General features: G+C 70.9%; 16 protein-coding genes. 5 read left to right on the top strand and 11 right to left on the bottom strand.

The annotated features are described in order from the left end of the window. Positions 1-40: 40 nt before the first annotated feature. The 5 genes from chvE to SXIM_RS06605 all read right to left on the bottom strand — a co-directional run bounded on the left by chvE (position 41) and on the right by SXIM_RS06605 (position 5602). Positions 41-1168 (bottom strand): multiple monosaccharide ABC transporter substrate-binding protein, encoded by a 1128-nt coding sequence (gene chvE / locus SXIM_RS06625; RefSeq protein WP_046723252.1) that lies wholly within the window; start codon positions 1166-1168, stop codon positions 41-43. 150 nt (positions 1169-1318) lie between these two features. Beyond that, complete coding sequence (locus SXIM_RS06620; protein ID WP_030726216.1) at positions 1319-2302, bottom strand: hypothetical protein; 984 nt, start codon at positions 2300-2302, stop codon at positions 1319-1321. 104 nt (positions 2303-2406) lie between these two features. Further along, complete coding sequence (locus SXIM_RS06615; protein WP_030726219.1) at positions 2407-3432, bottom strand: zinc-dependent alcohol dehydrogenase; 1026 nt, start codon at positions 3430-3432, stop codon at positions 2407-2409. After that, complete coding sequence (locus tag SXIM_RS06610; RefSeq protein WP_030726222.1) at positions 3429-4592, bottom strand: mandelate racemase/muconate lactonizing enzyme family protein; 1164 nt, start codon at positions 4590-4592, stop codon at positions 3429-3431. The genes SXIM_RS06615 and SXIM_RS06610 overlap by 4 nt, the downstream gene beginning before the upstream one ends. A gap of 119 nt (positions 4593-4711) precedes the next feature. Continuing rightward, on the bottom strand, positions 4712-5602 hold the full coding sequence (locus SXIM_RS06605) for a GDSL-type esterase/lipase family protein (RefSeq protein ID WP_030726225.1): 891 nt from the start codon (positions 5600-5602) through the stop codon (positions 4712-4714). A gap of 242 nt (positions 5603-5844) precedes the next feature. Between SXIM_RS06605 and SXIM_RS06600 the strand changes: the two genes are divergently transcribed. After that, positions 5845-6339 (top strand): DUF3145 domain-containing protein, encoded by a 495-nt coding sequence (locus SXIM_RS06600; RefSeq protein WP_030726227.1) that lies wholly within the window; start codon positions 5845-5847, stop codon positions 6337-6339. 2 nt (positions 6340-6341) lie between these two features. Next, entirely contained in the window at positions 6342-7226 is an 885-nt protein-coding gene (locus SXIM_RS06595) for an NAD(P)-dependent oxidoreductase (protein WP_046723250.1), read from the top strand. A 47-nt stretch (positions 7227-7273) separates the two neighbouring features. On the opposite strand, the gene SXIM_RS06590 is transcribed toward SXIM_RS06595, so the two are convergent. Further along, complete coding sequence (locus SXIM_RS06590) at positions 7274-8221, bottom strand: helix-turn-helix transcriptional regulator (RefSeq protein WP_030726233.1); 948 nt, start codon at positions 8219-8221, stop codon at positions 7274-7276. Between the two features lie 96 nt (positions 8222-8317). On the opposite strand from SXIM_RS06590, the gene SXIM_RS06585 reads away from it, so the two are divergent. Beyond that, positions 8318-8686, top strand: coding sequence for a VOC family protein (locus SXIM_RS06585; protein WP_046723248.1), 369 nt, complete (start codon positions 8318-8320; stop codon positions 8684-8686). A gap of 68 nt (positions 8687-8754) precedes the next feature. Here the strand turns inward: SXIM_RS06585 and SXIM_RS06580 are convergent, their stop codons facing one another. Together SXIM_RS06580 and SXIM_RS06575 are read right to left on the bottom strand one after the other, a co-directional pair. Then, the gene (locus tag SXIM_RS06580; protein WP_046723246.1) at positions 8755-9396 is read right to left on the bottom strand and encodes a histidine phosphatase family protein; all 642 of its coding nucleotides are present in this window, start codon (positions 9394-9396) and stop codon (positions 8755-8757) included. A gap of 205 nt (positions 9397-9601) precedes the next feature. Beyond that, positions 9602-10057: an NUDIX domain-containing protein gene (locus tag SXIM_RS06575; protein WP_046723244.1), complete on the bottom strand. Its 456-nt coding sequence runs from the start codon at positions 10055-10057 to the stop codon at positions 9602-9604. A 344-nt stretch (positions 10058-10401) separates the two neighbouring features. On the opposite strand from SXIM_RS06575, the gene SXIM_RS06570 reads away from it, so the two are divergent. Continuing rightward, positions 10402-11691, top strand: a complete 1290-nt coding sequence (locus SXIM_RS06570; RefSeq protein ID WP_046725483.1) for a hypothetical protein — start codon at positions 10402-10404, stop codon at positions 11689-11691. Positions 11692-11888: 197 nt separating this feature from the next. Beyond that, complete coding sequence (locus SXIM_RS06565; RefSeq protein WP_030726243.1) at positions 11889-12266, top strand: hypothetical protein; 378 nt, start codon at positions 11889-11891, stop codon at positions 12264-12266. Between the two features lie 110 nt (positions 12267-12376). Here the strand turns inward: SXIM_RS06565 and SXIM_RS06560 are convergent, their stop codons facing one another. The 3 genes from SXIM_RS06560 to SXIM_RS06550 are packed head-to-tail and all read right to left on the bottom strand — an operon-like array spanning position 12377 to position 13334. Continuing rightward, positions 12377-12721, bottom strand: coding sequence for a hypothetical protein (locus SXIM_RS06560; RefSeq protein ID WP_043176759.1), 345 nt, complete (start codon positions 12719-12721; stop codon positions 12377-12379). A 2-nt stretch (positions 12722-12723) separates the two neighbouring features. After that, positions 12724-12945, bottom strand: a complete 222-nt coding sequence (locus tag SXIM_RS06555) for a hypothetical protein (RefSeq protein ID WP_046723241.1) — start codon at positions 12943-12945, stop codon at positions 12724-12726. Further along, positions 12930-13334, bottom strand: a complete 405-nt coding sequence (locus tag SXIM_RS06550) for an ATP-binding protein (RefSeq protein ID WP_043176761.1) — start codon at positions 13332-13334, stop codon at positions 12930-12932. Before SXIM_RS06550 ends, SXIM_RS06555 begins: the two co-directional genes overlap by 16 nt. Positions 13335-13528: the final 194 nt, after the last annotated feature.

Below are 13528 nucleotides of genomic sequence, written 5' to 3'. Positions count from 1 at the left end.
TCGCTCCCGTGCTTCCGTCTGCCTCCGTCCGCCTCGCCGCTCAGCCGAGGTCCGATTCCTTGTAGTAGCCCTCGTCGATGAGGATCTGGTAGTTGGTGATGTCCATGCTCACCGGGTCCAGCAGGTAGGCGGGCACGACCTTGACACCGTTGTCGTAGCTCTCGGTGTCGTTGACCTCCGCCTCGCCGCCGGTCAGCAGCGCGTCGCTCATCGCCACGGCCTGCCGGGCCAGTTCGCGGGTGTCCTTGTAGACGGTCTGGGTCTGCTCACCGTCGATGATGGACTTGATCGAGGCCAGTTCGGCGTCCTGCCCGGTGATGACCGGGAAGGGCTGGTTGCCCGAGCCGTAGCCGATGCTCTTGAGGGAGGACAGGATGCCGATGGAGATGCCGTCGTAGGGGGACAGCACGGCGTCCAGCCGCTGGCCGGAGTAGTGCGCGGTCAGCAGGTCGTCCATCCGGCTCTGCGCGCGGCCGCCGTCCCAGGCCGCGGTGGTGATCTGGCTGAGCTTGGTCTGCCCGCTGCGGACCACCAGCTGTCCGCTGTCCAGGTAGGGCTGGAGCACGTCCATGGCGCCCTGGAAGAAGTACTGGGTGTTGTTGTCGTCCGAGGAGCCGGCGAACAGCTCGATGTTGAAGGGGCCTTCCTCGCTGCCGTCGGCCAGGCCGAGGGCCTCGACGATGTACTCGCCCTGGAGCCGGCCGACCCGCTCGTTGTCGAAGGAGGCGTAGTACTCGACGTATTCGCTGCCCAGCAGCAGCCGGTCGTAGGAGACGACGGGTATCCCGGCGTCGTGGGCCTGCTGGAGCACGTTGGTCATCGCGCTGCCGTCGATGGCGGCGATCACCAGCAGGTCGACCTGCTGGGAGATCATGTTCTCGATCTGCGAGACCTGGTTCTCGACCCGGTTCTCGCCGTACTGGAGGACCGTGTCGTAACCGGCGTCCTCGAACTGCTGGACCATGTTGTTGCCGTCCGCGACCCAGCGTTCGGACGACTTGGTGGGCATCGCGATCCCGATGGTGCCGCCCTCGGCCTCGGGATCCCGGTCACCGCCGCCGCCCCCACCCCGGTTGGAGTCCTGGCCGCAGGCGGCCAGGAGCAGGGTGAGGGCGAGGGCGGCGCCGGTGGCGGTGGTGACGCGTGTTGCGGCTCGTGCGCGAGACATGACGGGGTCACGTCCTCTCGACTCGGTGGTGCGGTGCCTTGTCTGTGCGGTGGTGCGTGGTGCGAGTCGTGCAGGTGGCGCTGTTCCTGGCGGTGTTCGGTGAGGGAAGTTGTTCGGTTGTGGTGGTGGTGCTGGCCGGCTGATTCTCCGTCAGCTCGCCGGAATGGGGAAGCGGTTGAGCGCGCCCGGAAGCCGTGAACCGAGCGGCGACATCGTGTCGGTGCCGCTCTCGCCCCCGCCGAGCCGGGCGAGCAGGTCCAGGGCGAGCCGTCCGCGCCGTACCCGTTCCCGCGCCGTTTCCAGCGCCAGGTCCCGCAGGTGCCCGCCGAACGGGTAGATGCCGGGCGCCTTGCTGAGCCCGAACTTCAGATAGATGGGCGCTCCGCGCCGGATCAGCTCCGCGATCTCGTGCATCCGGACGTAGCCGCCCAGATCGTCGGGCGCCTCCAGGTAGAAGTCGAGCGGGACCCGGCTGACCCGGCGGATCTCGGTGAGGTGCTCCAGCGTCAGGTCCGAGGGGATGTTGATGGAGTCGCCGCCGAGCCCCTCGTGGACGGAGACGGCCGCCGGGTTCACCGGGCCGATCAGCGCGGACACCTTGAAGGTGGTGTCGGCCGGCAGGTCGCCGCGCTCGCGCAGCTGGTGCAGCACCCACAGCACGCCCTCGTCCGCCACCAGCAGGCAGCGCACGCCCAGCGCGGCGGCGCGCAGGGCGTCCTCCACGCAGCCGGCGACGGCGGACTGGCCGCGGGCCCGCAGCCCGCCGCCGCCCGAGGCGGTACGGGTACCTGCCCCGATGTCCCAGGTGCCGCGCGGCCCGGTGAACAGGCACAGCTCCACCCCGGCCCGCGCGGCGGTGTCCACCATCTCGGTGATCTCGGCGTCGGTGAGCATCCACACGCCGCTGCCCTGGCTGACACGGTGGACCGGCACGCCCAGCTGGGCGGCCTCTTTCAGGACGGTGTGCAGGGCCTCGGGGCCCTCGACCGAGGGCACCTCGGTGCGCCAGCGGCCACCGTCGGGGAAGGCGTGCGGGGAGGAGTCGGCGGTGTCGCCGGCCGGTATGGCGTGGCCGAGCGAGGCCAGGGCGGCCTCGCCCGGGCGGTGCGGAAGGGCGGCGGCTGACTCAGACACGATGCTCCTGTAAGGGTTTGTTCGATATGTCGTACGTGGTTCGGACGGGATGGCGGGCGGTCACACGACTCCCCGGCACGGGGCGGTGCGGCACCGGCGGCCGGCTAGGGCGTCAACAACACCTTGCCCACCTCCGGGTCTCCGCTACCGACGAGTTCGATCGCTTCGCCGAAGGATTCCAGGGGCAGTTGATGGGTGATCAGGTCCGCCGGGCGCAGCAGCCCGCCACCGAACGCCCGCACCGCGTAGCTCCAGGCGGCGGGCGTCGCGCCGAACACCGAGGAGACGGTCAGCTGGGAGACCGACAGATGCACCGGATCGATGCCCACCGCCCCGGCCTCCGGCATCCCGGTCAGCACCACCCGCCCGCCGCGCCGCGCCAGCAGCGTGGCGTCCCGGGCGGTGGTCGGCGCCCCCGCCGTCTCGATCACCAGGTCGTAGCGCCCGTGCAGGGCGTTCGCCGCGTCCGGGGTGACCGTGGCGGTCGCGCCGAACGCCGCGGCCTGCTCCAGCGGACGCTTCCTGGGGTCGATGGCCAGCAGTTCGCCGGGGGAGGAGGCGGCCAGGAACTGGACGGCCAGCAGCCCCAGCGTGCCGGCGCCGACCACCGCGACCCGCTCGCCGGGGCTGGGCGGGGCGGCGAGCACGGCGGCGGCCACCACGGCGGCCGGCTCCAGCAGCGCGGCGGCGCTCAGGTCCACGCCGTCGGGCAGCGGGTGCAGCAGCCGGGCCGGTACGACCACGGTGTCCGCGAAGGCGCCCGGCCGCGTGAAGCCGGTCTCCTCGTACCCGGCCGTGCACAGGCTCGTCTGCCCGGTGCGGCAGCGCTCGCACATCCCGCACGCCCGGAACCCCTCGGCGACCGTCCCGCGCCCGATCAGCGAGGGGTCGACGCCCTCGCCGACCGCCTCGATCGTGCCCGCCCACTCATGCCCCGGCACGATCGGGTAGCGCACATAGCCGGGCGCGCGCGTGCCCTCGTACACCTCGCGGTCGCTGGCGCAGATCCCGGCGGCACGCACCGCCACCCGCACCTCGCCCGGGCCCGGCTCGGCGGGCGGCCCCGTCACCAGCCGGTGCCGCCCCGGCTCCTCGATCAGGACGGAGCGCGCCGTGCTGCCGCGCGTCACTTGTTCGTCCCCTCCCGCTTCTCCCAGCCCTCGGCCCACAGGTCGAACCGGGCCTGCTGCTGCGGGAACTCGGCGGCGGCGTCGGTGTCCAGCTCCACGCCGAGCCCCGGCTCCTCGGAGAGGGTGAAGTACCCGTCGACCACCTCGGGCGCCCCCTTGACGACCTTCTTGATCTCGGCGTCCGCGAAGTCGTTGAAGTGTTCGAGGATCTTGAAGTTGGGGGTGCAGCCCGCCAGCTGGAGGCTGGCCGCGGTGAGCACCGAGCCGCCGACGTTGTGCGGGGCGATCAGCACGTAGTGGGTCTCGGCGGTCGCGGCGAGCTTGCGCATCTCGGAGATGCCGCCCAGGTGCCCGAGGTCCGGCTGGATGATGTCGGCGGCCTGGGACTCGAACAGCTCGCGGAACTCGATCCGGTCGTGGATGCGCTCACCGGTGGCGATCGGCAGGGTCGTCTTTGCGGCGACCTTGGCCAGCGCCTTGAGGTTCTCCGGCGGCACCGGCTCCTCCAGCCAGGACGGCGCGAACTCCTCCAGGTCCTTGGCCAGCCGGATGGCGGTGGCGGGGGAGAAGCGGCCGTGCATCTCCAGCAGCAGCTCGCGCTCGGGGCCGATCGCGTCCCGCACCGCCTCGACCAGGGAGAGCGAGCGCACGGTCTCGGCGTGGTCCAGCTCGAAGTTGCCGGTGCCGAACGGGTCCAGCTTCAGCGCCTGGTAGCCGCGGGCCACGACGGCCTCGGCGGCCCGGTGGAAGGCCTCGGGGGTGCGCTCGACGGTGTACCAGCCGTTCGCGTACGCCTTGATCCGGTTGTCGGAGGCGTTCGCCCGGCCGCCCAGCAGCTGCCACACCGGTACGCCCAGGGCCTTGCCCTTGATGTCCCAGCAGGCGGTCTCCACACAGGCGATCGCCGACATGACGATCTCCCCGGCCCGCCCGTAGTCGCCGTACTTCATGCGGCGGACCAGGTCCTCCACGGCGAACGGGTCGGAGCCCTTGATGTGGTTGACCTCCGCCTCCCGGAGGTAGCCGATGAGGGCGTCGGTGCGGCCCAGCATCCGGGTCTCGCCGACGCCGGTCAGCCCCTCGTCGGTGTGCACCTGGACGTATGTGAGGTTCCGCCAGGGGGTACCGACGACATGCGTACTGATTCCGGTGATGCGCACGGGGACAGCCAGCCTCTCACTTGTTCGATATTTCGACAGCTGTTCGAAATGCTGGCGTGAACGTAATGAGAGCCAAGCCGCCGTGTCAATAACTTGGCCCCATTCGGCACCGACGAGCCCTACTCCATGCTGATCTGCTCATACGCCAGCGCGGCCAGCGCGGCCTGCCCCCGCGCGTTCGGGTGGAACCAGTCCCACTTGCTCAGATCGTCCGCCGTGAACTGATACCCGAAGACCGCCCCGCCGTCGTACCGGCACAGCGCGTCGGCGGCGCACACCGACTCCAGCACCGCGTTGAACTCCTCCACCCGCTCGCGCACCGCGTCCCGCCGCTCCGTCGCCTCCGGCGTGACGGCCACCGGATCGGCCAGCATCGACGGGCACACGTCCGCCACCCCCCACACCGTGCGGGCCAGCGCCGACGTACTGCCCTCCTCCCACAGCCGCAGCAGATCCGGCACGCTCGACACATAGATCTGGGTGTCCGGCAGCGACTCCCGGACGATCTCCACCGCCCGCTCGATGTCCGCGCGGAAGTCCTCGGTGTCCGTCATCGAGGCGAGATCGGGGGCGCACGCGTCATTGCCGCCGACCATGATCGTCACCAGCTCCGGATCGTGCGCCGTGACCGCCCGCGCCTGGGCCGGCAGGTCGGACGCCCGCGCCCCCGACTCGGCCAGGTTCCACGAGCGGGTGGCCAGCAGCTCGGGGTCCCCGATCAGCTGATGCGCGAGCGAGGCCACCTCAGGGTCCGTCCCGGTCGCCCAGGACACCTCGGGACAGTCGGCCAGCACCCCGCAGGCGTCGAAGGCCCGGGTGATGGAATCCCCGATCGCCGCCACCGACGCCGGGCTGGTGTTCCACGGCGGGGCGGCAGGGACCCCCGCCTCGTCCGTCGCGTTCACGGACTCGGGCTCGGAACCGGCGGGGGTCGACGTACACCCGGCCACCAGCGCCAGCGAGGCGGCGGCGGCGAGCGTCGAGGCGAGGATGGGGCGGCTGACCGGCATTCAGTTCCCTGCCCTTGAGTCATGGTGCGCTGGCACTGCGGCGGGGCCCGGGGCCACCGCCGCGCGGTAGCTTGGGTCCAGGCACTGGACGGCGAGTGGGATCGGGCCCTTCATCCAGCGTAAAAGACATGACCTCATGTCACACGCTGTCCATTTTGGCGAGAAATGATCTCCATGGTGTTTACTGTTCGTGCGCGGTACGTGGGGGTGTGGGCGCTGGTAGGAAAGACCTGGAGGACCCGATGACCACACGAGGAGTCCTGTACGTACACTCCGCGCCGCGCGCGTTGTGTCCGCACATCGAGTGGGCCGTGGCGGGAGTCCTGGGCAGTCGGGTGTCCCTCGACTGGATCAGACAGCCCGCGTCCCCCGGCACCTGGCGCGCCGAACTCTCCTGGCAGGGCGCCCCCGGCACTGCCTCCCAACTCGCCTCCGCCCTGCGCGGCTGGCATCTGTTGCGCTTCGAGGTCACCAGCGACCCCTCCCAGTCTGCGGAGGGCGAACGCTACAGCTGCACCCCTGAGCTGGGCATCTACCACGCGGTGACCGGTATCCACGGCGACATCATGATCCCCGAGGACCGGCTGCGCGCCGCCACCGCGCGCGCCGCGCGCGGCGAGAGCGACCTGCACATGGAGATCACCCGCCTGCTGGGCAAGCCGTGGGACGACGAACTCGAACCGTTCCGGTACGCGGGCGAGGGCGCCCCCGTCCGCTGGCTCCACCAGGTGGTCTGATCATGACGCGCCGCTCCGTCGCGGTCCTCGGCACCGGCATCATGGGCGCCGCCATGGCCCGCAACCTGTGCCGGGCCGGCCACGACGTACGGGTGTGGAACCGCACCCGGGCCAAGGCAGAACCCCTGGCGGCCGACGGCGCCCGGGTCGCCGAAAATCCGGCGGATGCGGTAGCCGGCGCGGACACCGTGCTGACCATGCTGTACGACGGACCGGCCACCCTGGACGCGATGCGGGCGGCGGCGGACGGCCTCGCCGAGGGCACCGTGTGGCTCCAGTCCACCACCGCCGGCACCGACTCCCTGCCCCTTCTCCTGGACCTGGCGCGGGAGCGGGGGCTGACCTTTGTGGACGCCCCGGTGCTGGGCACCAGGGCCCCGGCGGAGGCCGGTGAGCTGACCACCCTGATCGCCGGACCCACCGAGGTGTGGGAACGGATCGAGCCGGTGCTGGACGCGGTCGGCTCCCGCATCGTGTGGGTGGGCGAACGCCCCGGCCAGGCCACCCGGCTGAAGCTGGTCTGCAACACCTGGGTGCTGGCCGTCACCCACGGCGCGGCCGAGACGCTCGCCCTGGCAGAGGGCCTGGGCGTCAACTTCGACCAGTTCCTCGACGCCATCGCGGGCGGCAGCCTGGACATGGGCTACCTGCGGGCGAAATCGACGGCGGTGCGCACCCGCTCACTGACCCCGCCCAGCTTCGCCGTGGACACTGCCGAGAAGGACGCCCGGCTCATCGTGGCGGCGGGCCAGGAGGCCGGGGTCCTGCTGGACGCGACGGCGGCGGGCGCGGAGCGCTTCCGGCGGGCGGCGGCACAGGGCCACGCGGCCGAGGACATGGCCGCCTCCTACTTCGCGAGCTTCGAGCCCCCGGCCGCCGAGGGCTGACCCCCGGCATCGATCCCTGGGCGGGGGAGTGGAGAGCGGGGCGGCACCTACGCGTACACCGCGCGGATCTCCTCGGCGAGTTCCCGCATCCGCTCCCGGGCCTGCGCCGGACCGGTCACCGTGAGACTGCCGCCGAACGGCAGGAGCAGCCGGACATCCTCCACGTTCCGCCCGTTGACGGTGACGCTCACCCGCCCGCCCGCGACCGCCTCCCCGATCACCAGCCGCCGGCCGAGCATGCGCCGGGCCACACCGAGCCGTTCGGTATCGACCTCGGCCCGGATGGGGAAACCGCCCGGGTTCTCCCAGTGCGCCGTCAGCTCGGCCGCCACCCCGGCCAGGTCCGAGCCCGGACGCAGTCGCCGGGCCGCCCGTACCGGCTCCCAGTCCACGAGCCGCTCCAGCGCGTACAGCCGGGGACGCCCGGCCCGGTCGGCCACCAGATACCACCTCCCGGCCTTGGCCAGCAGGCCGTAGGGGTCCACCACCCGCCAGGCGGGCTCAGGCTCCCCCGAGCGGCGGTAGCTGATCCGCAGCCGCACCCCGCGCCGCAGGGCGTCCACCAACGCCGCCCGGGGCAGCCCTTCCGACTCCCCGGAGAACCACGGCCTGTTGTCGGTGGTGACGAGCGAACTCAACGGCAGCGCGCCGGTCCCCGCCTGGCGCGGCGCCGCCCGTATCTTGCGGCGCGCCCGGCTGCTGTCGGCGGACGCCCCCAGCTGCCCGCGCTGCGCGTCGTCCAGTCCGTGGAGCGCCAGCTGATCCCGCTCCTCCGGCGTCAGCCGCGCGGTGTCCAGCGGGCCACCGGGCAGCAGCGTCACCCCGCCCCACCGGCCGCGCCGCACGAGCAGCGGGAAGCCCGCCTCCTGGAGCCAGCGCAGATCCCGCAGCACGGTGCGCACGGACACCCCGGACTCGGCGGCCAGGTCCGCGGTGGTCGTGGCCTCCCGCGATTGCAGGGCCAGCAGCAGTGAGAAGAAACGATCCGGGGTCACGGAATCCGAGCATCGCAGAAAAGGTGACGGGATCCGTCAGGTATGACCGGCAGGCTCCGGTCGTCCACTCAGAACGACCGACCCAGGGAACGCCTCATGCCTGCCTCGATCACCTTCATCGTCTACGTCGACGACGCGCCCGAAGCCGCCCGCTTCTACGCCGACCTCCTGGAGCTCAAACCCACCTTCGAGACCCCCCGATACATCTCCTTCTCCCTCGGGGACGGCGCCGACCTGGCCCTGTGGAGCGGCCAGGCTGACGGCGGCCTGAACGCGCGGGCGCCGCGCACGGGCGAGGTCTGTCTCTGTCTGCCGGGCGCGCCCGAGTCGATCGACCGCCGGTACGAGCAGTGGGTGGCCAAGGGCGTCCGGGTGGTCAGCGAGCCGGCCGACACGGTCTTCGGACGCACCTTCGTCGTCGCGGACCCGGACGGCAACCTGATCCGGGTCGCCCCCGTCGACTGACGGCGCCCACCCCGCTCGGCCGGGAACCCAGCCGGTTCCTCCGCGCCTCGTGCTGAGCGAAGGGCGCGTCAGCCGGCCCCGGTGGTGTCAAGATGGCGGGTGTCACCGAGGACGGCGAGCTGACGGTTGTGGAAGAAGTCGTCCTCGCGCAGCGTGCTGATGCTGCCGGACGGCGCCCGGAAACTGGCGTACCCGGCCGCCTCGATCGGCATCCTGATCCAGGCCGCGACGAGGAACGTGAGGGAGCCGCCGTGCGTCACGATGATCTGGTGGCGGCAGGGGCGGGCCAGGATCCGGTCCAGTGCGGCGTACAGGCGCCGCGCCCATTCCAGCTTGGTCTCCGCGCCCGCCACGCCCTCGTCGTGGTCCATCCGTTCCCCGACGGCGGGCGGTGGGACGAACCGCCGGTCCAGCCACTCCTGCGGCCTTCCGCCCGCTTCACCGTAGGACTTCTCCCGCAGATCGCGGTCCAGGGCCGGCCGCACGCCGAACACCTCCGCCACCTCCTCGGCCGTCCGGACGGTGCGCCGCAGGTCCGAGGAGTACAGCTCCACCTCGGCGTCGTCCGGGACCTGTGCCCGCAGCGCCTGGGCGATGGAGCCGGCGGCGCGGACGCCGGCGGGCGTCAGGTGGGAGTCGTGCCACCCGCCGACGACTTTCTCGACGTGGTGGGTCGCCTCCGGGTGGGTGACGACGTACAGCGTGCGCATGGTGCGGTCCTTTCGGTGGGCGGCCCGCAACTGTGCAAGAGCCGCACCCGGTCGGGCAAACGCTTTCGCCGCCCGTCAGGGACCGGGGCGGGAACGGGGCCAGGTGCGGCAGGACCTGCACGAGCGGGCCCGCTCGACGCGCCGGAACGCACACGCGGCCGTCGGGCCCGCGCCGCCTCACATCCGCGCTCTCAGCCCGTCGCCCTCACGGACCGTCCGGGACCAGGGCGGCGAGGACGGACGGCAAGTGGGGTGGTTCCAGCGGGTCCGGCAGCGCGCCGAGTTCGGCGGGGAAGATCCACGCGTGCCCGCCCAGATTCACCTGCTCGTCGGGGAGCAGGCCGGTGCGCGCGAGCGCGGGTTGCTCCTCGGCGAACCGGGCGAGGAAGAAGTGCTCGGGCCCGACGAACCGCTTTCCGTTCCACCGGAAGTCACGGTCGACGGGCACCGACCGGTCCAGCACCGAGGCGGGATCGAGCCCGGTTTCCTCGGCCAGTTCGCGCCGTGCCGCCACCAGCGGGGTCTCGCCCGGGTCGATTCCGCCGCCGGGCGGCTCCCACAGCCACCTCCCGTCGAACGGGTCACGCCAGCGCAGAAGCAGCAGACGGCGGGCGGCGTCCAGACAGATGACCCGGGCGGCGGGCCGGTGCGTTGTCTCCACCGACCTGACGGTAGGCGGTGCGTGAGATGCCGATCAACACCGCCGGACCGCGCCGGTGAGCGGCATCCGAGGACACTCCGCCCCTGGTTTCAGTATGTGCACGTCCCGCGAATATCGTGATGGCTTGGTGGTGGATATCGGTCCCGGCGGACGGGATTCTTTTATGGCCTGGGCGGGTCAATTGCCAACAGCTCATGCGGGGTCATGGTTTTCACCTCGGGCCGCCTGGTTTCGCCCCCCACACGTTGCCGCCGCTGCTAAATTCTTTGTGATCGAGCAATGCTCCGCACACATCACTGGCAGGGTTCCGGCCTGGGGGGGACTTGGGCCAGGGAAAGGGCATGATGAGCCACTTAGGATCTTCCGGCCGCTGGGCCAGAGGACTGGTCGCCCTCACCGTGACCGCCGCGTCGACGCTCGCCGCCATGACCGCCGTGGCAGGCCACGCCGCCGCGGCAGGGCTCCCGGAAGCCGCCACAGCCGCCGACGGGCCGAAGCTCGGCGACGCCTGCACCTCCGCCGAACTCGGCACGCGCCACCCGTATCTCAAGACCACCGAAGTGTCCCCGACCATCACCCATTTCAAGGGCTGGTACGTCACCGAGGGCACCACCGGCAGCCACGAAGTCACCACCAGCACGGAGACGACCATCTCGGTCTCCGTCGGCCTTGAGGGAAAAATCGAGGCTGGTTTCAAGGTCGCGACTCTCGAAGCCGTCGCCGCGAGCCTGGGCTTGAACGTCAAGGTCGAATACTCCTCCACCAGCACCGAGTCGGACAAGGTCACGTGGAACTTCAACCAGCCGGGCTATTACGGCGTCTACAAAGGCACCAAGAAAGTCACCGGTACGTACGGAAGCCTCAACTGCAACCGCGCACAGCAGGACGACGGCAGTTGGGCGTTGCGGTGGATCGAGGGGTCCGGCAGCGGCAGCTTCACCACCTACACCACCCTTGAGGAAGGCGCGGTGCGCTGCCAGGACGATGTGCCCGCGGGCAGCATCGTGGCCAAGGCACAGAACCTCCTCGACTGCGGTTCGGCCGCCGCGCAGGCCGAGCACCCGGCGGGTGCGGTGGCGCCGACGGCCGAACAGTTGCGGGAACGCAGCGTGCGGAGCCCGGCCCTCACCGGCGGCACGTCCGCCGGACAGCCCGAGGCCACCGGGCAGGGCACGCAGGCCGCCCTTGACTGCCAGACCACCGTCTACAAGATCGCCGTACCCGGCCAGCCCTTGTCCTGGGGCGCGCCGGTCCTGGCGAGCGACGGTGTCCGCCTGCGGCCCTCGACGATCTTCAGCGCCCACCTGGACCACTGGCGCCTGTGCAACGTGACGGAGACCAACGGGGTCCTCGAGGCGTCCCTGTGGAACTGGGGCAACGGAGGGTGCGCGACCATCGCCCAGCCCACCGCGGCTGACGAACGGGCGATCCTGCGGACGGCCTCCTGCACGGAGGACGATCTCCAGCGCTTCTACATCTACCGCGACGTTCCCGGCAGTTCGCTGGTCGGTGTGCAGAACAAGTACACCGGCTCCATGATGGGCCACGACCGGTACGCGGACGGGGAGTTCATCCGCCAGTATTCCGGCGGCAGACAGGACGGTACGGGTACGTACAGCCTGATCGAAGTCTGACGGCCCACACCGTGCGGGGGTCGTGAACGGCGGGCAGGGACACTGTCCACGACCCCCGTCCTGGCCGGCCGGCGACACCGGGACCCGTCACCAACGTCCCCCGGCAACACACCTCGTGCCGTGACGGGGACGGTTCGCTGTGATCGGAATGCTGCTTGTGGGACCAACACGCGCGAAGCGGCTGGTATGACTGAGGCATGCAGGAAGAGACCGCACGCTCCGCGATCGACACGTTCATCTCCGCGTTCAACACCTCGGACGACAGTTATGTGACTGCCCTGCTCTCCCAGGCCCTGACCGCGGACGTGGTCTTCTGGGGGCCGTTGGGTCGCAGCGAAGGAATCTCCGCGGTCGAACGGTTCGTGCTGGACATCCGCCACCATCCGGCGGGGGCCGGGACGATGGTGCGCTGCTCAGCGGTGGACATGCCTGACGAATGGGCCCGGTACCAGTGGGTCTTCACCACGCCCGGTGGGGGCCCCCGCCTGGCGGGAACGGACGTCGTCCATCTGACGCGGAGCCTCATCGACCAGATCATCGTCTTCGCGGGAGAGATCGAGCCGTCCGATTCCTGAGTCATCCTTCTCCGCGGTCCTACGTCGGGAGCCGCGGTTCGCGGTCGGTCGGTCCGGGTACGCGGCCGACCACCGCCGGCCGTGTGCCCCCATCTCGCTGGTCCGTACAACTAGGGCGGACGGCCGGAGAAGGCCAGCCAGAGGGAACCGACGGCCCCGGCCACGGTGAGCACACCGAGCGCGGCGACGACGTACCGGAGCCCTAACTCCCCCACGGGCGCCGGCGACGAGGGCGGTGCCGGGGGAGGGGCGTCGTGATCGTGCGTGCCGACGTACCGCACCAGCCATCCGGTGCACGTCTCGCAGGAGTAGAACGGCGCGTGCCGGGCCCCGTGGATCACCGGCCCCAGCCAGATCACCGGCACCCCTTCCCTGCGGCACATCAGACACAGGCCGCTCTCCCACCAGCCGCTGAGCACCCCGGTCCGGGCGAACAGCAGGGGCTCCTCCGGCACCTTCACCGCACGCGCCGCAGCGGTGCGTGCAGCCTGGTGACCTCGATGGTGAGGAACTTGCCGAGGATGTAGGAGTTCCCGTCATCGAAGATGAGCTTCTTGCGGGACGGCATGAGCTCGCGCAGTTCGCGGACGCGGTGCGGGATGCCGCCCACCGAGACGACATCGCCGACGCGGACGTCGCTGCCGTTGACCACGATGGTCCGGATCAGCGGTTCGAACATGACCCCTCCTGAAGAGTGAAGATGAGGCTCTTGCCGTTCGCGGTCCGCTCGGTCCGCCAGTGCGAGGCGAGCACGTCCAGCAGTTCGAGCCCGCGCCCCGACTCGTCCTGCACGGCGGCCCGTCGACGCACGGGAACGGCGCGGCACCGGTCGTGCACCTCCACCTGCACGGAGCCGCCGAGCGGCGAGTGACACAGCACGTCGAACGAGTCGCCTGTGGCGTGCAGAACGGCGTTGGTCGCCAGTTCGGAAATCAGCAACTCGACCGCGAACCGGTCCACCCCCGGATACGGCGCGTACGCCTCCACCGCTATCCGCCGCGCCCGGCGGACAGACGCCGCGACACAGGGGTACCGCCCGACAGCCAACACGAACCCGCGCTCAAGCATGGGAAGTTCCTTCCAGCCGACCTGCGACGACCTGGGGTCACGCCCAGCGACATTGCGATGGCTGGACGTACATGAGCGAGTGTTAGGCATATCCCCGTGAGTATGCAAGGAGAGTGGTTGGAGTTCATCCTTTGGAGCAACCGCGCCTTGATGAGGCGCGCTACTCTGCTGGGTGGCGGGGTTCGACGAAGGTA

The organism is Streptomyces xiamenensis, assembly GCF_000993785.3.
GTDB classification, from domain to species: Bacteria; Actinomycetota; Actinomycetes; order Streptomycetales; family Streptomycetaceae; genus Streptomyces; species Streptomyces xiamenensis.
The sequence above is the reverse complement of the archived record's forward strand: the minus strand, read 5'-3'. Positions and strand labels throughout refer to the sequence as shown.